General features: G+C 62.0%; 20 protein-coding genes and 1 pseudogene. 10 read left to right on the forward strand and 11 right to left on the reverse strand.

What is annotated here, in order from left to right; genetic code table 11:
* Positions 1–16 precede the first annotated feature (16 nt).
* Genes GTP41_RS02080 through yjgA form a run of 3 tightly spaced genes read right to left on the reverse strand, consistent with a single transcriptional unit; the run spans position 17 to position 1,891 of the window.
* A complete protein-coding gene (locus tag GTP41_RS02080) occupies positions 17–685 on the reverse strand; it encodes an alpha/beta hydrolase (protein ID WP_161023873.1) in 669 nt (222 codons plus the stop codon).
* Complete coding sequence (gene mog / locus GTP41_RS02085; RefSeq protein ID WP_161023874.1) at positions 682–1,290, reverse strand: molybdopterin adenylyltransferase; 609 nt, start codon at positions 1,288–1,290, stop codon at positions 682–684. Before mog ends, GTP41_RS02080 begins: the two co-directional genes overlap by 4 nt.
* The gene (gene yjgA, locus GTP41_RS02090; protein ID WP_161023875.1) at positions 1,283–1,891 is read right to left on the reverse strand and encodes a ribosome biogenesis factor YjgA; all 609 of its coding nucleotides are present in this window, start codon (positions 1,889–1,891) and stop codon (positions 1,283–1,285) included. The genes mog and yjgA overlap by 8 nt, the downstream gene beginning before the upstream one ends.
* 70 nt (positions 1,892–1,961) lie before the next feature.
* Here yjgA and pmbA point away from each other — a divergent pair, with 70 nt between their 5' ends.
* Together pmbA and GTP41_RS02100 are read left to right on the forward strand one after the other, a co-directional pair.
* Positions 1,962–3,314 carry a metalloprotease PmbA gene (pmbA, locus tag GTP41_RS02095; protein WP_161023876.1) on the forward strand — a complete coding sequence of 451 codons (1,353 nt, stop codon included), beginning with the start codon at positions 1,962–1,964 and terminating at the stop codon, positions 3,312–3,314.
* 51 nt (positions 3,315–3,365) lie between these two features.
* Positions 3,366–4,457 carry a TRAP transporter substrate-binding protein gene (locus GTP41_RS02100; protein ID WP_161023877.1) on the forward strand — a complete coding sequence of 364 codons (1,092 nt, stop codon included), beginning with the start codon at positions 3,366–3,368 and terminating at the stop codon, positions 4,455–4,457.
* Positions 4,458–4,613: 156 nt separating this feature from the next.
* Here GTP41_RS02100 and GTP41_RS02105 read toward each other — a convergent pair whose 3' ends face one another.
* From GTP41_RS02105 to GTP41_RS02115, 3 genes and pseudogenes are all read right to left on the reverse strand, one after another.
* On the reverse strand, positions 4,614–4,796 hold the full coding sequence (locus GTP41_RS02105) for a hypothetical protein (protein ID WP_161023878.1): 183 nt from the start codon (positions 4,794–4,796) through the stop codon (positions 4,614–4,616).
* 1,509 nt (positions 4,797–6,305) lie between these two features.
* Positions 6,306–6,389 (reverse strand): annotated as a pseudogene (locus GTP41_RS27290) (DUF1153 domain-containing protein); the annotation flags it as partial.
* A gap of 584 nt (positions 6,390–6,973) precedes the next feature.
* Complete coding sequence (locus tag GTP41_RS02115; protein ID WP_161023879.1) at positions 6,974–7,873, reverse strand: LysR family transcriptional regulator; 900 nt, start codon at positions 7,871–7,873, stop codon at positions 6,974–6,976.
* Positions 7,874–7,969: 96 nt separating this feature from the next.
* Here GTP41_RS02115 and GTP41_RS02120 point away from each other — a divergent pair, with 96 nt between their 5' ends.
* Genes GTP41_RS02120 through GTP41_RS02130 form a run of 3 tightly spaced genes read left to right on the forward strand, consistent with a single transcriptional unit; the run spans position 7,970 to position 9,970 of the window.
* Positions 7,970–8,809, forward strand: a complete 840-nt coding sequence (locus tag GTP41_RS02120) for a type 1 glutamine amidotransferase domain-containing protein (RefSeq protein WP_202419575.1) — start codon at positions 7,970–7,972, stop codon at positions 8,807–8,809.
* Between the two features lie 12 nt (positions 8,810–8,821).
* A complete protein-coding gene (locus tag GTP41_RS02125) occupies positions 8,822–9,379 on the forward strand; it encodes a DUF4241 domain-containing protein (RefSeq protein ID WP_161023880.1) in 558 nt (185 codons plus the stop codon).
* 45 nt (positions 9,380–9,424) lie between these two features.
* Positions 9,425–9,970, forward strand: coding sequence for a PH domain-containing protein (locus tag GTP41_RS02130; RefSeq protein ID WP_161023881.1), 546 nt, complete (start codon positions 9,425–9,427; stop codon positions 9,968–9,970).
* Here the strand turns inward: GTP41_RS02130 and GTP41_RS02135 are convergent.
* Complete coding sequence (locus GTP41_RS02135; RefSeq protein WP_161023882.1) at positions 9,909–10,964, reverse strand: hypothetical protein; 1,056 nt, start codon at positions 10,962–10,964, stop codon at positions 9,909–9,911. The two genes, GTP41_RS02130 and GTP41_RS02135, sit on opposite strands and share 62 nt — an antisense overlap.
* 99 nt (positions 10,965–11,063) lie before the next feature.
* On the opposite strand from GTP41_RS02135, the gene GTP41_RS02140 reads away from it, so the two are divergent.
* A complete protein-coding gene (locus GTP41_RS02140; RefSeq protein ID WP_161023883.1) occupies positions 11,064–11,240 on the forward strand; it encodes a hypothetical protein in 177 nt (58 codons plus the stop codon).
* A gap of 1 nt (position 11,241) precedes the next feature.
* Here GTP41_RS02140 and GTP41_RS02145 read toward each other — a convergent pair whose 3' ends face one another.
* Positions 11,242–12,024, reverse strand: coding sequence for a DUF2145 domain-containing protein (locus tag GTP41_RS02145; protein WP_161023884.1), 783 nt, complete (start codon positions 12,022–12,024; stop codon positions 11,242–11,244).
* 3 nt (positions 12,025–12,027) lie between these two features.
* Positions 12,028–12,531, reverse strand: a complete 504-nt coding sequence (locus tag GTP41_RS02150; protein ID WP_161023885.1) for a hypothetical protein — start codon at positions 12,529–12,531, stop codon at positions 12,028–12,030.
* Positions 12,532–12,562: 31 nt separating this feature from the next.
* Between GTP41_RS02150 and GTP41_RS02155 the strand changes: the two genes are divergently transcribed.
* Genes GTP41_RS02155 through GTP41_RS02165 form a run of 3 tightly spaced genes read left to right on the forward strand, consistent with a single transcriptional unit; the run spans position 12,563 to position 15,814 of the window.
* Positions 12,563–13,294, forward strand: a complete 732-nt coding sequence (locus GTP41_RS02155; RefSeq protein WP_161023886.1) for a helix-turn-helix domain-containing protein — start codon at positions 12,563–12,565, stop codon at positions 13,292–13,294.
* Between the two features lie 53 nt (positions 13,295–13,347).
* Complete coding sequence (locus GTP41_RS02160) at positions 13,348–15,504, forward strand: TonB-dependent receptor plug domain-containing protein (protein WP_161023887.1); 2,157 nt, start codon at positions 13,348–13,350, stop codon at positions 15,502–15,504.
* A 4-nt stretch (positions 15,505–15,508) separates the two neighbouring features.
* The gene (locus GTP41_RS02165; RefSeq protein ID WP_161023888.1) at positions 15,509–15,814 is read left to right on the forward strand and encodes a hypothetical protein; all 306 of its coding nucleotides are present in this window, start codon (positions 15,509–15,511) and stop codon (positions 15,812–15,814) included.
* A 47-nt stretch (positions 15,815–15,861) separates the two neighbouring features.
* Here the strand turns inward: GTP41_RS02165 and GTP41_RS02170 are convergent, their stop codons facing one another.
* Entirely contained in the window at positions 15,862–16,989 is a 1,128-nt protein-coding gene (locus GTP41_RS02170; RefSeq protein ID WP_161023889.1) for a M14 family metallopeptidase, read from the reverse strand.
* A 109-nt stretch (positions 16,990–17,098) separates the two neighbouring features.
* Positions 17,099–18,025: a phenylacetic acid degradation operon negative regulatory protein PaaX gene (gene paaX / locus GTP41_RS02175; RefSeq protein ID WP_161023890.1), complete on the reverse strand. Its 927-nt coding sequence runs from the start codon at positions 18,023–18,025 to the stop codon at positions 17,099–17,101.
* A 122-nt stretch (positions 18,026–18,147) separates the two neighbouring features.
* Here paaX and paaA point away from each other — a divergent pair, with 122 nt between their 5' ends.
* Positions 18,148–19,137: a 1,2-phenylacetyl-CoA epoxidase subunit PaaA gene (gene paaA / locus GTP41_RS02180; protein ID WP_161023891.1), complete on the forward strand. Its 990-nt coding sequence runs from the start codon at positions 18,148–18,150 to the stop codon at positions 19,135–19,137.
* Positions 19,138–19,144: the final 7 nt, after the last annotated feature.

A 19,144-nucleotide genomic window follows, 5' to 3' on the forward strand; every position in this document is an offset into this window, starting at 1 on the left:
CTGGCTTTGCCGGGGTTTACAGCAGCACTTTCTTCAGCCAAGCCGAAACATCCCGCACCTCCTCCGCACAAGCCGAGTGCTGCATCGGATACTCATGCCACTCGATCTTGTAGCCCAGCTGCGCCAGCAGGTCGCGCGAAGCGGTCGCGCGGCCGAACGGAATCACCGGGTCCATCGTGCCGTGCACCATAAAAATCGGCGTCTCCTGGTTCGCAGGGTGGCGCTCAGCGGCCACCTTATCCGCCAGCGGCACATAGCCGGACAAGCACATCAAGCCCGCCAGCTTCTGCGAATAGCGCAAGCCCGCCTGCAAGGTCATGGCACAGCCCTGCGAGAAACCGCCCAGCACAATGCGGTGCGCCGGCACGCCGCGCGCGATCTCGCGCTCGATCAGCGCCTCGACCAGGATCTGCGACTCGCGCAAGCCCTTCTCATCCTCCTGGCGGCCCAGGTCCGTGTGCACAATGTCGTACCAAGAACGCATGACATAGCCGCCGTTAATGGTGACCGGCATCTGGTTCGCATGCGGGAAGATAAAGCGGATGCCCGGCAGGCCTTGCAGGTCCAGCTCATTGACGATCGGCGCCCAGCCCTCGCCGCTGTCGCCCAGGCCGTGCATCCAGATCACGGAAACTTGCGGGTTCGGCGCGGTATCGATGACGATGGAGTCGAGCAGGTGGGTCATGCGTTGTCCTTCTTGCGGATGGCGGATTTGGGGCGGAATGCCTTGCACACCGCGTCATGGGTTTCAGCGTACGGGCCGCCGATCAGGTCGATGCAGTAAGGCACGGCGGCGAACACGCCGCCGACGATCTGCTTGCCGTCGGCATCCTTCAGCCCTTCCAGCGTTTCCTTGATGGCTTTCGGCTGGCCCGGCAGGTTGATCACCAGCGCCGCGTGATCAGGCGTTTCGCGGATCACAGCCACCTGACGCGACAGGATGGCGGTCGGCACAAACGCCAGGCTGACCTGGCGCATCTGCTCGCCGAAGCCCGGCATTTCCTTGGTGGCGATGGCCAGCGTGGCCTCTGGCGTGACATCGCGCCGCGCCGGGCCGGTGCCGCCGGTGGTCAGCACCAGATGGCAGCGCACGTTGTCGACCAGGTCCACCAGGGTGGACTCGATCTGCGCCCGTTCATCGGGGATCAGGCGGGTTTCAAAGCGCACCGGGGTGGCCAATGCGCTGCGCAGCCATTCTTCCAGCGCCGGGATGCCCTGGTCCTGGTACACGCCGCCGCTGGCGCGGTCGGAAACCGAGACCAGGCCAACCAGCAGCGTATCCTCACTCATCGTCTTCGCCTTCCGGCGCGTCGACGTCGACGTCCTCGCCCGGCGATGGGGCGGAGGCGGCGGCCTTGTTCAAATCCTTCAGGATCTGGAAGATTTCGCGGTAAGCCTTGGGCGGCTTGTTCTCGGCCTGCTCCTTGCGCGCGTTGCGGATCAGGGTGCGCAGGTGCTGCACGTCCAGGTGCGGCGCTTCTTCCAGCAGGGCGGTCAGGGCCTTGTCGTCGGCCAGCAGCTTGTCGCGGCGGCGTTCCAGCGCGTGCAGCGCTGCGGTATCGGCCTTGGAGGCGCCCTTCCAGCCTTCGATGGTGCGCTTGATGATCGCCACTTCCTCTTCGCTCAGGGTGCGCATCTTCTTGCCGATGAACTGCATCTGGCGGCGGCGGCCTTCGTGGTTGTTGATATTTTGGCATTCCAAAATAACATCACGCACATCTTCCGGCATCGGCACGCGCTTGACGCGGTCGCGCGGCGCTTCAACCAGTTCCTTGCCCAGCGCTTGCAGGGCGTCGGACTGGCGTTTCAGCTCGGTTTTAGAAGGGCGGTCGTATTCTTGTTCGAACTCGTTGGACTGGAAGCCAACAGAGCCGCGGTTTGGATTAGGCATGATAGAGCGAGGAAATCGGTAAACGGCTGCTATGATAACTGTTTTAACGCTACGACCCCTAAAAAGACCCATGAGCGACTCCGCCTTCTCCTATTCGCAGGACCAGTTGAAACAGCTTGCACGTGATGTTTTGCAGTACGCGCGCGAGCAGGGCGGCAGTGATGCCGCCGTTGAAATCAGCGAAGGCAGCGGGCTCTCGGTGTCGGTCCGCAAGAGCAAGATCGAAACCATCGAGCAAAATCGCGACAAGGGCATCGGCGTCACGGTCTTCATCGGCCAGAAGCGCGGCAATGCCAGCACCTCCGATTTCTCCACCGCCTCGCTGAAGGCCACCGTGGAAGCGGCCTACAATATCGCCCGCTTCACGGCGGAAGACGATTGCGCCGGCCTGGCCGAGGAAGAGCTGCTGGAAAAGAATCCGCAAGACCTGAAGCTGTTCTACCCATGGACCATCAGCACCGAGGAAGCGGTGGTCCTGGCGCAGCGCGCCGAAGCGGCGGCCTTTGCGGTCGACCCGCGCGTGACCAATAGCGAAGGCGCCGGCGTGCACGTGCAGCAGTCGCACTTTGTCTCGGCCAACTCGCGCGGCTTCATCGGCGGCTACCCTTACTCGCGCCACACCCTGTCCGTCACCCCGATCGCCGGCAAGGGCGCCAAGATGCAGCGCGACGACTGGTACACCTCGGTGCGCGACCCGAAAAAAATGGCCAGTCCGGAAGCCGTCGGGCGCTACGCCGCCGAACGCGCGCTGGCGCGCCTGAATGCGCGCAAGCTGGGCACCCGCACCTGCCCGGTGCTGTTCGAAGCACCGCTGGCTGCCGGCCTGCTGGGCGCGTTCGTCCAGGCCACCTCGGGCGGCGCGCTGTACCGCAAATCCACCTTCCTGCTCGATTCGCTGGGCAAGCCGGTGTTCCCCGCCCACATCCAGGTCAAGGAAGACCCGCACGTGGTGGGCGGCATCGGCTCCGCCCCGTTCGATGAGGAAGGCGTGCGCACCCACAAGCGCGACGTGGTCAAGAACGGCGTACTGCAAGGCTACTTCCTGTCCACCTACTCGGCGCGCAAGCTGGGCATGAAAACCACCGGCAATGCCGGCGGCTCGCACAACCTGACCATCACCTCCTCGCTGACCAAGAAGGCGGACGACTTCGCCGCCATGCTGCGCAAGATGGGCACCGGCCTGCTGGTGACGGAGCTGATGGGCCAGGGCACAAACTATGTCACCGGCGATTACAGCCGCGGCGCCTCCGGCTACTGGGTCGAGAATGGCGTGATCCAGTACCCGGTGGAAGAGATCACCATCGCCGGCAATATGAAGGAAATGTTCCAGGATATCGTCGGCATCGGCACCGACACCCTGGTGCGTGGCACCAAGCAAACAGGGTCGATCCTGATTGAAAAGATGGTGGTTGCCGGAAATTAAATATTTCCATACACTGTCTCGAGAACTACACCCCTAAAGGAGACAGAACGTATGGAACGCCGTTCGTTTATCAAGAAGGCAGCCGCGGGCGCGGGCGCAGGTGTTATCGCCGCGCCGGCCATCGCTGCCGAACTGCCTGCCGTCACCTGGCGCCTGGCATCCAGCTTCCCCAAATCCCTCGACACCATCTACGGTGCAGCCGACACGTTCACCAAACGCGTGTCCCAGCTGACCGGGGGCAAATTCAATATCAAAGTCTTCGCCGCCGGCGAGATCGTGCCCGGCCTGCAAGTGCTGGACGCGGTGCAAGCGGGCACCGTGGAATGCGGCCATAGCGCCTCGTACTACTACTACGGCAAGGACGCCACCTTCTCGCTCGACTGCGCCGTGCCGTTCGGCCTGACCTCGCGCCAGCACACCGCCTGGTACGACCAGGGCGGCGGCAAGGAGCTGCTGCGCGGCTTCTTCAAAGACTACGGCGTGATCAACTTCATCGCCGGTAACTCGGGCACCCAGATGGGCGGCTGGTTCCGCAAGGAAGTGAAGTCCGTGGCCGACCTGAAAGGCGCCAAGATGCGCATCGCCGGCCTGGCCGGCAAGGTGATGGAGCGCCTGGGCGCGGTGCCGCAGCAGCTGGCTGGCGGCGACATCTATCCCGCGCTGGAAAAGGGCACCATCGACGCGGCGGAATGGGTCGGTCCATACGACGACGAGAAGCTCGGCTTCTACAAGGTGGCGCCGTTCTACTACTACCCGGGCTGGTGGGAGCCGGGCGCTTCCTTCACCCTGTACGTGAACATCAAGGAGTGGGAGAAGCTGCCGAAGGAATACCAGGCTGCGGTGGAATGCGCCTCGTATGAAGCGCACGTGGTGATGCAGGCCGAGTACGACTTCAAGAATCCAACCGCGCTGGGCCGCTTGATGAAGAACGGCGTCAAACTGCGCAACTACTCCAACGACATCATGGAAGCGGCCTACAAGGCTTCTAATGACCTGATGAACGAGGAAGCTGCGAAGAACGCCAAGTTCGCCAAGATCTACGAACCGTGGAAGCGCTTCCGCAACGACCAGAACCAGTGGGCGTCGGTGGCGGAGTCCACCATGCAGAACTTCCTGATCAAGGCAGGGCGGGGAGGGAAGTAATTCAGTTAGCGCGCCGCAAGCGTGATGCGATTGCGGCGCGCAGGTGGAGGACTAAGCAAGACCCAATCGATAGTCTTGCACCTTCGATTGCCGCTGCTACAGCATGTAGACCGACATTCTCAATTCGAAAGTTGTTGGTATGGCAGGCTACCAAGTTCATTTTGGATTGTTTCGGCAGATGAATTCGCACGTCTCTTGCACTTTGTCAGCGTAACGTTCGAGTTCTTCCATTTCCTCTTTTTCGATTTCCGAAATTTGTGCTGGCTCACTTGCCAGCCTCTTCTTCTCCTGTATCTTTTGCATTCGTGAAAGATGTGCAGGGCGGAAAAGCCAGTTCATATCTTTTTGCTGAAGACAAACGCTAATGCAATCAGCTTGTTTTCTCGGAATTAGCTGTGCTTGCGCATTAAGTGGGCAAAGAACACATGTCAACCAAATCAATACGTAACATTTTTTTCAATAAGTACCTCACACAATTTTTAATCGAGAGTGCAATTCGAAAGTCAACTGGAATGGCCCAGTGCTTCGACCCTATTCTTTGCAGAATACCATATCCTTACCAATAGACTGCTTGGGGTAATCCTAACGCGCTACAAATAGCTGCTGTAGTAGAGCCATTGCAGTTAAATGACTACTGACGCCGAAGAACCCGCCAACATGGTTGGCGGGCTCAAGCTGCATTTATTGGGCCAAGCACATGTTGGCGCATGCATCCAGGCTACTGACCCCGAAGCTGCATAGCAATCTGCAATGCATTGCATTACAGGGGAAAGAGGAGGTTCACCGTCTACATCTTTTGCAACTGCATAAGACGCGGAGCAGCCGATAACAAATATAAATGCCAGCGTGTAACGATAGAGCATTCGTAATTCTCCTTTAATTGAAAGAAATGCAATATTATTTTTTTGAATAACGCTGTCAATAAATTAATTCTCCATCGACTAAGCGGCATTTACTTGCAAAACGGGAGTTATTTATTTTAAGTTTTGCTCGGAAATTATTTGGCGATGCTGGTCTATCAATAGATCTGATGCGCTGCCGTAATGACCTAGCAGTTCCTTTTCAACTCACGCCACTAAAATAAAATTCCTCAGCAGGTGCCCCAGCGCCGGGTGCGGGCCAGATTGTCGTCTAGCCAAATCCATTCGCCTATGATCGCTGGGATGCTCCAAAGTCTTAAAGCGGTGGCAATGCACGCGTTGCCCCTTCAACGTACGAATCACGCGTTCAACCATGCCATTCTGTTCTGGGCCATGCGGCGCGATGAATTCCTGCCTCAGACTTAGCGGCGTACCAGCGCCGTGTAACTGCGGCTGGTGAAAACAAGCCCGTTGTCTACGCGAAGCAAGAACGGCGCAGACACGCGGCCCAGCGTGCCATACAGGGCAAGGAGCCTTGCTCCAAGGCGGCTTTCGCCGTCTTGGCTTTGCCGGAGTGTGATAGATGCCAGCCAAATCGTTCGCGGGCGGGTGGCGGTCAATTACCAAATCCAGTACCAGCCAGTCCTCTCGACTGGCCCATACGCGGCAAAGATCCGTCGCCCAGCGTTCATTCGACGCCGTAGCCACGGAAGGCAGTGTCTGGACGAGTGGTCGCAATCCAATCGGCCGCCTCTTCCTTTGTCAGCCGCGCAGATGGAAGATGCGCTGTACGGTGTTTTTGTTGAACCCAAGTAGGGCCGCAACAGTACTACAACCAGACGAGAGTTCTTCGTTGATCATGGCCTTGATTGATTCGGCAAAACGCGGCTACATCTTCGGCGCCGCCTTGACGGACTTGCAGTACACGGTCCGGGGCGGTATCTGGAACCACTGGTACAGCCTTACTGTTCGAAACTTTGAACCCAACTTCTTGGGCACACAGTTCAAGCATCGCTTCACCGTATGCTTCCTGCAGCTCGATGATCTGGCGTTCATACTGCTCGCATACGTCAGGGGCTTGGCCCGCATGGGGCGCCGTGTGGAAGTGGTGACCTGCCAGAAAAACTCAAGAATTCTGGCGGAAAAAAATGGTAGTAAGCGCCACCCCAGAGCTATACGCCCTTACCAGTCATCGAATGCCAAAGTCAACTTAAGACACGGTCGGATTGCTCGGTGCCAAGTTGACCGGCAACGTGCTTCCTGGCACCTCATGTTGTGGCATTTGTCTCGACACCGAGCCTGGCCGTTCTTGATTTCCAACAGATCCGAGAGCATTGACGAATCCATCAAGAAGTAGCGCGACAAGGTGAAGCGTTGCCCGTTGAACTCAAACTGGTAAGCGCTATCGAGTCGCACACGATGCTCAAGGGGCGCTTTCTGGCTGCCAGAACTCCTGTTCTGTACTTCTATCTTTTCTACTCCGACCGACACCAACTTCGCAGGCACGTTGACGAAGTGCTGGAAGGCATTGAGGCTTCTCGTAAGGCATAGGGCATCGGCCTAAAACAGTGGCAGGAAGGGTATCGAAAACCTACCTATGATGCCATTGCGCGCATCGTGCATTGTGGCGGGCCTTCTAAATGTAGAGCGAAGATCTTACGGTTGGTCGAGCAGGCAATTCGTGAATGCGCGTGCCGCAGCCGTCATCCGCCGCTGCGGTGTGTAGATCAGGGAAAAGGGCCGGCTGCGGCCCTTCAGCTCCGGCAGCAATTCCACCAGCACGCCGCGTTCCAGCCGCTCCTGCGCAATGAAGCGGAAGGTCTGGCAGATACCCAGGCCCGCTTCGGCCAGCGAGACCACCCCCAAGGCGTCATCGGTCACCTGCAAGGCTGTTTCCGGCGGCCAGTCCAGCTCCTCGCCATCGCGCATGAACTGCCACGGGAAGGAGCGGCCGGTGCTGGGCAGCAGGAAGGTCAGACAATCGTGTTCGGCCAGCGCCTCAAGGTCGCGCGGCAGGCCGCGTCGCCGCACATAGGCGGGCGCGCACACCAGCACCAGTTCCGCGTCCTCCAGCTTGCGCGCGATCATGCTGCTGTCCTTCAGGAAGCCCTGGCGGATGGCGAAGTCGAAATTGTCCGCCGCCAGGTCGACATTGCGGTTGCTGATATTCAGCTCCACCCGCACGGCGGGATAGCGCTCGGCAAAGCGCTGCAGCAGGGCCGGCAGGCGGTAGTGGCCGAAGGTTGTGGGCGCGCTGAGGCGGATGCGGCCCGTGACTTCGCCGCCTTCGGCCTGCACGGCGCGCTCGGCATCGTCGATCAGCGACAGGGCGGCGCGGGTCTGTTCCAGGTACAGGCGGCCGGCATCGGTCAGGCCCAGGCTGCGCGTGGTGCGGCGCAGGAGTTGGGTGCCGAGGCGCGCTTCCAGGCGGGCCAGGGCGCGGCTGATAACCGAGGGCGTGGTGGACAGGGCGACTGCGGCCGCCGTCAGCGAGCCGCGCTCGACAACGGTGACGAAGGTTTCGACATCGCCCAAATGGTCGTATTTACGGCTCATTATTGCTTTTAAGGGAAAAATGGTTTGGTTGTGCGGTAGTTTATCGCCGATAGAGGATTGAATAAAGTAGCGTCATCAACTTCTTTGGAGCACACCATGATCAAGAAACTCACCGCCATCGCCCTCGCTGCCGCCGCCTTCGCCGCCACCTCGGCCAATGCCGGCAATGTGCTGGTCGTCCTGTCCGACGAAGCCACGCTGGACCTGAAAGCCGGCAAAACCTTCCAGACCGGCTTTTACCTGAATGAGCTGATGCAGCCCGTGAAAATGCTGATGGACGCCGGCCACAGCATCACCTTCGCCACTCCGCAAGGCAAGGCGCCGACCCTGGACAAAGGCTCAGTCAACCCAATGTTCTTCGGTGGTGACCAGGCTGCGCTGGATGCGCACGTGAAACTGCTGGAACACCTGCGCCTGACCGACAAGGACAGCTCGCCGGTAGTCAGCCTGGCGCGCGTGGAGCAGCAGGGCTATGCCAAGTACGACGCAGTCTATGTGCCGGGCGGCCACGCGCCGATGCAGGACTTGCTCGCCAGCCCTGCGCTGGGAAAAGTGCTGACCGCCTTCCACAAAGACGGCAAGCCAACCGCACTGGTATGCCACGGCCCGATCGCCCTGTTGTCGGCCATGCCGGACGCCAAAGGCTTCACCATGAAGCTGGCGCAAGGCGCTGCCCCGGCCCAGCCGAAGTGGATCTACTCGGGTTACAAGGTCACCGTGTTCAGCAACGCGGAAGAAGAAGCGTCCAAGGCCCAGCTGGGCGGTGGCGAGATGAAGTTCTACCCGGAGACCGCGCTGGTCAAAGCCGGCCTGAAGTTCTCCAAGGCCGCTAACTGGGAAGGCAATATCGTCACCGACCGCGAACTGATCACCGGCCAGAACCCCGCCTCCGCGCCGCTGGTAGGCAAGGAATTGCTGGTTCGCCTTCAAAAGTAATATGATGGGCGCATGAGCTATGCGCCCCACCCAGAAGGACTGCGCTCCGCCTTTGCTGCGGAGCGCTTCACGTCAGAAGAACCCCCACTGCAATTCACGCTGGTTGAGGCCGGGCGGCTGGCCGTCAGTACCGGCAAGGTCGCTGCCGGCGATCCGCAGTCGGAAGAACCATTGGCTCCTTTCACGCAATGTGTGCCGCAAGGCGAGTATCCCGTTACGCTGGCCATGGCCGGGGCGCGCCTGGCCTATGCGCGCGTGCTGTTCGACGCAGCCGCCGATGCCGCCCACTGGTACCCCGCGCTGACCGCCGACCAGGATGCACGCACGCTGCAGCCGGGCGAAACTTTCGGCTATACCGTGCACTCCGGGAACGCCTGCTTCGCCAGCGATGGCAATACCGTCAGCTTCGCCGCAGAAGTGGACGAAGGCCGCCATGCCTCCTACTTCGGCTACAACAGCGCCGGCCGCGTGGTGGCGCTGGTGACCGACTTCGGCATCATCCCCGCTGTGCATAGTGAGCCGCTGCCGCGCCGCAGCTGGTGGCAACGCCTGCTTTCTATCTTCAAGTGACAATCTGCCAGAATTTTTGCGGCCAGCACCGGGTAAGATGGCGCCATGAACAATGAACGCACTTTGTGGCGTGGCCGCCCGCGCCAGGGGCTGATGCTGCGCGGCGCCGACATCCTGATGATTCCATTCAGCCTGGTATGGGGCGGCTTTGCCCTGTACTGGCAGTACTCGGTGGTAAGCGCCGACGCGCCGCTGCTATTCCGCGTGTGGGGCATTCCGTTTGTGCTGGTGGGCCTGCACATGATCGCGGGCCGCTTCTTTGTCGATGCGTGGCAGCGCGCAAATACCGACTACGAGCTAAACAGCGAGAACATCATTATCCGCTCCGGCATTTTCAGGCGCCGCGAGCAGGTCCTTGCCCTGCGCGAACTGGCCGACTTCTCGCTGACGGAAAACGGTAAAGGGGAGGGCACCATTACCTTCGGCGTGTCGGCGGCGGGCGATAACTTCAGCGGCCTGGCCTCCTGGCCCGGCGTGGAGGGCGTGCCGCGCTTCGACTCCATCGCCAATGCGCGCAAGGTCTACCAGATCATTCGCAACGCGCACTATGCGGCTGGCCACACGCGGCCATTCGGGCAACGTCTGGGTTGAGCAGGTAGTTGCCGTGCGCATGGTCGGGCCGCTCCAGCAGGCCAAACCAGGTGGGCGCGTTCGAGACCAGCACATTCACCACATCCACGCCGAGCGGCGCATAGCGCTCGCGTTCCAGCGTATAAGTCAGCAAGTCGTTCGGATCGCTGAAGGCCACCAGCGTCAGCTTGCGCGCCGCGCGCGGCGTGGCCGCGGCGCGGCGCTTGCGCAGCACGGCTTGCAGGCTGTCGCCACCAGGGGCCGCAGTTGCGGCGGGTGTGGCTGGCCTTGCACCAGGCCCTGGCGCCACCGCCTGCTGGTCCGCCAGCGCGAGCAGGGGGATCTGGTTGGCCGCCATTACCAGATAGGCGATGCGGTCGATGGTGCGCTGCGCCGCCACGTCCATGCGCAGCAGGGTATCGAACAGGATTTTGCTGCCAAGGCTGGCCGACAGCACCAGCAGCGGAGCCTCCGACGCTGCGCCCTCGGTGGCGCGCAGGATGGCCTGCGCCATGCGCTGCTGGATGGCGTCGCGCGACACGCCCTGGTAGATCAGCGCGTCCGGAATGCAATCGTTCATCAGCAGGTCCTTGGCGCGCGCATTCAGCTTGGCGCGCACCGCCGGCAGGCGGTCGCTATGGTCGTAGTCCAGTTGGTGCTTGAGGGGTGTGGTCAGCGGCGACCAGACCAGGGCTTTGATGCGTAGTTCGCCCTGGCGCAGTGTGATGGTGCGTTCGAAGAGCTGGATGCCTTCCGCTACGGCCATGGGCGCTGCGCTCGCTGATTGCGCCTGCGCCCGCAACGCGCTACTGAGCTGCAGCACCGTGTCAACCACCCAGCGCTCGTCGTGCGTGCACATGCCGTGCACCAGCAGCACGTCGACGCTGCGTCCCGGCGCCGTCGCCACGAAGTCGACCAGGCCCGGGAAGGCCCCATCCGCCTGCGCCGGGCGGTAGGGCATGGATGAGCAGCCAACGAGCATAGCGCAAGCCAGCACCGCGAGAATTCGCTTCATGTTCGCCTCCATAAAGCCCCATGATCGGCGCAGATGACAGCACGGCCTTTGCGCCACCGCAAATCTGGCAACTTTGGCGGCCGCCGCCTAACATGAAGCATGACCAGCAAACGACAAGCCGAGCGCCTGCCGGCACTGTACCTGGAACCAGAACCCCTGGTCATGGCGGCGCTGCGCGAGCGCGTTCCCGGCCAGCCCGGCTACCCGCAGGCGCGCGCGATCGAGCGCCTGCGGCACAAGCATGTGACGCGCATCCGAAAACTCAGCCGCAGGTAGTTCAGAGTTCCAGCACCCGCGCCCCGCCATCTTGCCGGCGCACGAATTGTTCAATGCCATCCACCGTCACCGTAGCGATATCGCCGCGCATGCGGCGCCCGGTTGGGTGGTCGTCGAATGCGACATTGGCGCGGAACATGCGCCCGCCCAGGCGCTTCACGGCGTTGATACGAACCGAACCGGGGTCGTAGCCTACCCCGCCCAGCCATTGCTGCGCCTCGGCGCGCGTTTCGACCCGGCCCGGTTCGGCGCTGGCGGCGGCCAGGGTCTCCAGCACCCACTGGTTGGAGTTCTGGTAGCGCGTGGACCAGGGGTAGGCCAGCATGTTGTAGCGCGGCTCGTGCAGGCGCACCGGCGTGCGCGTGGCCAGCAATTGCGCCAGCCTTTGCTGCACCGCCGGCGCCGGCAGGATCAGCTGCGCCTTGTACTGGTACAGGTCGGTCAGGAAGAAGCGCCCCAGGCCATCGTTGTACAGCCCCGAGCGCGCCGTGCCGCAGTCGTTCAGCAAATGCACCACCACCCAGCGCCCGGCCGGGTGGTCGCGCCAGGCCAGGCCCACGTGCGAGAAGCGCAGGCCGTAGTCGGACAAGTCCTGCCCGGCGCGCGCGATGATCGCCACCTGCGCGCCGCTGGCGTCCAGCGCCTGCGAGCTGCGCTGGGCCAGGTCCAGCGAACGTTCGACATCGCCCAGCGAGAGCGGCCGGTGTTCGCAATGCTGGCCGGCGTGGGCGGTGCCGGTGGCGAGGGCCGCAACGGCCAGCAGGGTGAGTAGGGCGCGTCGCATGGCTCAGTTCACGCGGCTGTGGTGCAGCAGGGCCTTGCCCGCCTCGTTCGGCAGGAAAGCAATCACCTTGCCGGAAACGACCAGGGCATGGCCGGCCGACATGGCCACCGCGCTCACCGCCGTGCCGGCGGCCACCGAGACGCCTTCCAGCGCCTTGCCGCTGAACTGCACCGTGGCCTTGCTGCCATCGGCCGCGCTTTTCAACACCACCGACACGCCGTCGCCGATGGTTTCCACCGACTCCACCACCAGCGAACCGGCGGCGAACACGGTCAGTATCGAGCCCGCCGCCACCGAGGCGGTCAAATCGCTCAAGCCGTGCATCGAAGCCTGCGAACCGTCGGCCGCCTGGCTGCTGGCGCAGGCCAGGGCCAGCAGGGTTGCGATCAGGGTGCGTTTCATTTCTGTTGTGCTCCACAAGTGATTGGAGGCGCCATCTTGCTGCGCCGCCTGCGCCGCCGCAATCGCCGCGCGCACTGTCGCGTCAGGGCGAGCCGGTGGTATCATATTTCGATACTTTATTGTCGGAGAGGCATGCATGTCCAACGTTACCCGCTTGGTGGACGCCATCAAACGCCAGCTCAAAGCGCGCGGCATCACCTACGCTGAACTGGGCCAGAAAATCGGCCTCTCGGAGCCGAGCATCAAGCGCATGTTCGCCGCCCGCAATTTCACGCTGGACCGGCTGGAGCAGGTGCTGGCCGTGCTGGAAATGGACTTTGCCGAACTGGCGCAATCGGCCGCCGACGCGCCGCAGTTGGTTTCCCAGCTCACCTACGCGCAGGAGAAGGAAATCATCAGCGACACCAAGCTGCTGGTGGTGGCGGTGCTGGCGCTGAACCAGGTGCCGATCGAGGAGGTGGTGGCGAGCTACAAGATCAGCGCCGCCGAAGCGACGGCCTGCCTGCTGCGGCTGGACCGGATTGGCTTCCTGATGCTCAAGCCGAACAACCGCGTCAAGCTGCTGGTGTCGCGCACCTTTAGCTGGCTGCCGAACGGGCCGATCCAAAGCTTCTTCCGCGACGAGGCCTACGGCGACTATTTCGACAGCCGTTTCGACGGCCACCACGAGGTGCAGCGCCTGGTAAGCGTAATGCTGTCGCAGCAATCGACGCGCGCCTTGCTGGACCGCCTGAAGCAGGTGGCCGACGAGTTTTCGCTGCAGCACCAGGACGACGCCCGCCTGCCATTCGAACAGCGGCGCGCTGTCACCATCATGCTGGCAGCGCGGCCCTGGATGCCGAAAGCATTTAAAGCTCTGTTGCGTTAAAGGTAACTTATAGTTAATATCGTTAATATTATTAATAATTTAACTAATTGCGGATGAAGAGTTACGGATGGCTGTTGCTGGCGCTGGCGCCGGTAGCGGCGGCGCAGGACAAGAGCGCACCTGCCCCGGCACAGGTGGTGGTGAATGGCGAAGCGGAGCGCGACTTCGTGGCCGGCAAGCTGGTCATCGGCAAGAAAGCAATTGCGGAAAGCGGCGCGCAAAATGCCGGCGAGGTGCTGCGCCGTGAACCTGCCGTGACTGTCGGCAAGAATGGCCAGCTCAGCCTGATGGGGCTGCCTGGCTATACCCAGATCCTGGTCGATGGCCAGCCGCCCACCGCCGCCGACCCGATGCAGCTGGATGCGCTGCAGATTGAACGCATCGAGATCATCAAATCCGCCACCGCCGAAACCGGCCCATTCGGCCTTGCCGGCACCATCAACATCGTGCGCCGCAAGGTCGAACGCAAAGCCATGACGCAAGTGCGCGCCAACGGCAATATGGCAGGCGGCCAGGGCGGCGGCGGCGTCACCCTGACCAGCAACCAATTGCCGGACGCTTCGCCGTGGAGCTACAACTACGCATTGGTGGCAGACCGGCGCAATACGCCCGGCCTAAGGCAATACCGGCAAGAGCAAACGATCGGCGGCCAACAGGTCGTGCTCTACCAGGGGGAGGACTCGTCCAGCGGCCGCCTCGATATGTTCACCGGCGATTTCAACGCGGAGGTGAAGCTCACGCTCGCTCATAAACTGCGCTTCAGCGCCGAAGCGGGCCGCATTGTGGAAAGCAGCGGCGCGACCGACCAGCGCACTTGGCCGGACGCGCGGCGCCTCGCCGTTGATAAACAAAGCCGGACACCGATGACCACACGCTCGGCGGCAGTCACATGGAGCTGGAACATCGATGACGAGAGTCGGTTCGAGCTTATGCTGCGCTCTATAGCAACGAACCTGGATAACGACTACCAGCGCTTCGAGCAATGGGCGCCGGGCCAGCCGCGCACCCGCTTCGATGCGTGGCAGAAGGACAGCCGCAATAATATCCTCGACCTGAAATACAACACGGAACTCGGCGCTGGCCACGAAATCTCGGCCGGCGCGAAATTCAGCCGCAACAGCGACGACACCAATTACCTGAACCTGGTGAACGGCCTACCCGACCTGAGCTTCGGCGTGCTGGGTAACAAAGTGGCAGGGCGCAGCACCACCACACGCTTTTTCGTGCAGGACGACTGGCGCCTGGACCGCGCCAACGCGCTGGGCTTCGGCCTCTCCACCGAAGAACACGAACTGGACCTGCGTGAAGGCCCTTACGAAAACCGCAGCACCTACCGCATCTGGTCCCCCACGCTGCACTTCGCCCACAAGATTGGCGGCGACAGGAAGCGCCAATTACGAGCCTCGCTCGCGCGCACCTTCCAGGCGCCGGGCGACTACCAGCTTATGCTGCGGCCCTACATCAACTACCTGGCCCCCTGCAATGCAGCCGGCCAGTGCGGCGCCAACACTCCCGACACCAACGACAAGTCCGGCAACCCCAAGCTGCAGCCGGAACGCGCACTGGGCCTGAACCTGCGCTACTCGCACGGCTTCGGCTCGGGCAGCGAGTTCGCGACAGAGCTGTACTCGCGCCGCATCGACAACAAGATCGGCACCATGCTGGCGCTGGAGAGCGTGGCCTGGGCCAATGTGCCGCGCTACGTCTCACGCCCCGCCAACCTGGGCGAGGCCGACATCTACGGCATCAGCTTCGAAGGCCGCAGCAGCGCCAAAGACTTCTGGAAAGACGCTCCGGCGCTGGACCTGAACGGCAGCGTAGGCTTCTCCCGCTCGCACCTGCGCGACCTGCCCGGCTCCGACAACCGCATCCCAGGCCAACTGCCATGGCGCGCCAAGCTGGGCCTGTCGTACTCGGTGCCAGGCATGCCGCTCAAGCTGAACGCCGACGCCAACTGGCTGCCGTCCGACTGGACGCGCCAGAACCTGGTGGAGCGCGCCTATCAGTCCAGCAGGTTCACGCTGAATACCAGCGCCGCCTGGAAGGTCAATCCGAAGACGAGACTCGTATTCAGCATCGACAACCTGGTCAAACGCAAAGGCCGCCAGATCGATGAATACAGCGCGCAGGGCCTGACACTCACGGGCTACAGCGAGAGGGACTCGAATACACGGCTACGGGTATCACTGGACACCACACTGGGAGACTAAGCGAATGAAGAGGACTTTAGTGGCGATGGCGCTGCTCGCCATGGCGGCAACAGCATTGGCGAAGGAAAAGATGCAGACCAAAGCCCAGTGTGAAGGCAAATGCCTGCCGATGCTGTATGAGCTCAACGCGGATAAGACGGCTGCGCATCAGCAAAGGCTGAAGAACATTCGCGCCAAAAAAGAAGGCGTCACGGACCCGCAAAAGCTCAAGGAACTAGCGGAGGCGGAGGAGGTGGAGGTCGAAAAATTCGAGGCGGCGCACGAGAAAATTTGCCGCCAGATGTGCAGCTATTTCCCCGACACGTTGTGAGATGACGCTGCGCGGCAGCCGGCAGAGCGGCGCCGCGCAGGTACAGCTTAGAAGTTGCGCAGGTTGCGCAGGATTGGTTGCAGCACGTCCGCGCCCAGCTTGGCCGAACGGGCGCCGCTCCAGCCATTGATTTCGTCCGGATCGTTGGCGTTGTCCTTGAACGGCAGTTCCAGCGTCAGCGACAGGCAGCCGAACAGGTGGGTGATATGCGGCGAACCCATGGTCAGCACCTCCGGGGTGTAAGGCGACTCGCCGTAGCCGAACTCGGACTGGAAGTCCGGGGAAGCCAGCTTGAAGTCAGCGATGAACTTATCCTGCTGCGCCTTCTGCTCCTTGGTGAAATTCGGCAGCGCATCGCTGCCCGCCACGAAGACGTAAGGCAAGCCCTCGTCGCCGTGCACGTCCAGGAACAGGTCGCAACCGATTTCCTTCATCTTCTCTTTCACCAGGAAGACTTCCGGCGAACGCTCCATGGTCGGCTCGTTCCATTCGCGGTTCAGGTTGGCGCCAGCCGCGTTGGTACGCAGGTTGCCGCGCACCGAGCCGTCCGGGTTCATATTCGGCACCACGTAGAAGCAGGCATCCTGCAGGCACTGGCGCGCGTACGGGTTGGACGCATCCAGCAGCGCCTCGATCATGCCCTCCACGAACCACTCCGCCATGGTCTCGCCAGGGTGCTGGCGCGCGATGACCCACACCTTCTTCTCCGCCTGCTGGTCACCGATGACCAGCATATTCATATCGCGGCCCTCCACGGTGCTGCCCAGGTCCACCAGTTCAGCGTAAGGGTGCTGCTGCGCCGAATCGAGCAGCGACAGGTGGCGCTCCCACGAGTATGGCTCGAAGTACGCGTAGTAGACGGAATCGTGTTCCGGCGCGTGCTCGATGGTCATCACTTCGCCATCGAAGGAAGTCGGGACGCGGAACCAGGTATCGCGGTCGTAGGAAGCGACAGCGTTATAGCCCTTCCAGCCCTCAGCATAGGCAGCCTTGCCAGCGTTCAGGAAACGGATGGTCAGCGGCACCGCATTCGCGCCCTGCACTCGGAAATAGAACCACTGGATGATGTCCGCATGGGAGTCCTTGCGGATGTTCAGATCGATATCGCCAGCGGAGGTAACGCTGACCACATCGATGGCGCCAGCATCGAACTGGCTGCTGATCTTGATAGACATGGTGTGTCCTGTCGAAAATGAAGCGCTGCGCGCGAAGCCCGACATGATACACCAGTCAACAAATGTCCACTTCGGGGTCAGGAAGAAAGGTGGACATTTTATTGCGGACTTAGCGGAGGCCGCCGAAGCGGTGGTAGAAGCTGGATTCGGGCTGGGGGGCGCTGGGGTCTTCGCGTCGCAGGGTAGCGAGGATGTGCTGCTCGGCGGGGGCGCTGAGGGCGTGGTAGAGCTGGCTGGCCAGTTCGTAGGCGCGGGCGCCGGGCCATGGGTTGGGCAGCAATTCGACTGGCAGCTGCGGGTCGTGCAACTGAACTCGGCGGTAGGCGTGGATCAGCAGCGTGCGCAGGACAAAGGCTTGTTGCGGATCGACCTGGCCCGCGTCAGCCAAGAGGGCGGGCAAGCCTTCAAACTGGGCGGCGAACCTCTCGTAGCCGGCGATGACCTCGCTCAGGTCCCAGCCTTCGGCCACCATGTCGCCCATTGGGCGGGCGCGCAGGCCGGGCACTTCGGTGGCTTGCACCACGTACACTTTGGACAGCAGGCCCAGGCGTGAGAGCAGGGCTTCCAGCGCTTCCATATCACCGGCGGGATGGCCGGCAATGCCGGGCGCGATCACGCTGTAGCCTTCCCACAGCAGTTCCTTGCGCAACTGGCTGCGGGCGGGGGCGTCCAGGCCGTCGGCGGCCAGCACCAGGGTCCATTGGCCGTTCCAGTGCGCGGTCAACGGGGCGTAAATGCGGCGGAAGGCACGGCTGAAGCGGCGCATGGCGTCGGGCGTGATGGCGTAGGAGCTGCGGCGGCCGTCGCGCTGGGCGCCCAGCCAGCCTTCCTGCGCCAGCCGGAAGACGGAGGTGCGCAGCAGGCGGTCGTTCACGCCGAAAGGGGCCAATAGCTCGATCAGGCTGCCGGTCCACACCATGCCGCCGTGCGGCACGATGGCGTCGCCAAAAATGGTCATCACCAGCGATTTCGAGCGCGGCGGCTCGGCGGCCAGGAATTGTTCTATCCAGCTATTGATGTTCTGGTTTTTTTGCATAGAACTAATTCTATACTTGTCATTGATCTGGATACAGATTTTTTAAATGACACACAAAATTCGTTTGCAAACGTGTTTTTGTATCGTATTATGAGTCTATCCCGAACAAGGAGGCCCTCCTTATGTACGCACAAATGGTGGAAACCGGCCTGAAGAAGGTCCAGACCGCAGAAGATATGGACGCGCAGGAGCGTGAGTTCCAGGCGCGCATCGACGCCGGCATCAAGATCGAGCCGAAGGATTGGATGCCGGAGGCCTACCGCAAGACCCTGATTCGCCAGATCTCCCAGCACGCCCACTCGGAAATTGTCGGCCAGTTGCCTGAGGGTAACTGGGTGACCCGCGCGCCGACCCTGAAGCGCAAGTCGATCCTGCTGGCCAAGATCCAGGATGAGGCGGGCCACGGCCTTTATCTCTACAGCGCCGCGGAAACCCTGGGCGTGTCGCGCGATGAGTTGCTGGCGGCCCTGCACAGCGGCAAGGCCAAATACTCGTCGATCTTCAATTACCCGACCCTGAGCTGGGCCGATATGGGCGCCATCGGCTGGCTGGTGGATGGCTCGGCCATCATCAACCAGATCCCGCTGTGCCGCTGCTCGTATGGTCCGTATTCGCGCGCCATGATCCGCGTCTGCAAGGAGGAGTCCTTCCACGCGCGCCAGGGCTACGACATCATGATGTCGCTGGCCAAGGGCACGCCGGAGCAGAAGGCGATGGCGCAGGATGCGCTGAACCGCTGGTGGTGGCCGTCGCTGATGATGTTCGGCCCGTCCGATGCGGCCTCCGTCAACAGCGCGCAATCGAGCGCCTGGCGCATCAAGCTGTTCTCGAACGATGAACTGCGCCAGCGCATGGTCGATCAAACCGTGCCGCAGGCGGAATTCCTGGGCCTGACCGTGCCCGATCCTGACCTGAAGTGGAACGCGGAGCGCGGCTCCTACGACTTCGGCGAGATCGATTGGGAGGAGTTCCACCAGGTCCTGAAGGGCAACGGCCCGTGCAACCGCGAGCGCCTGCGCACACGCGTTAAGGCCTATGAGGATGGCGAGTGGTTCCGCGATGCGCTGGTGGCCTATGCCGACAAACATAATAAGGAGCAGGCTGCGGCCTGAGAGGAGA

Source organism: Pseudoduganella guangdongensis (assembly GCF_009857475.1).
Lineage (GTDB): Bacteria > Pseudomonadota > Gammaproteobacteria > Burkholderiales > Burkholderiaceae_D > Rugamonas > Rugamonas guangdongensis.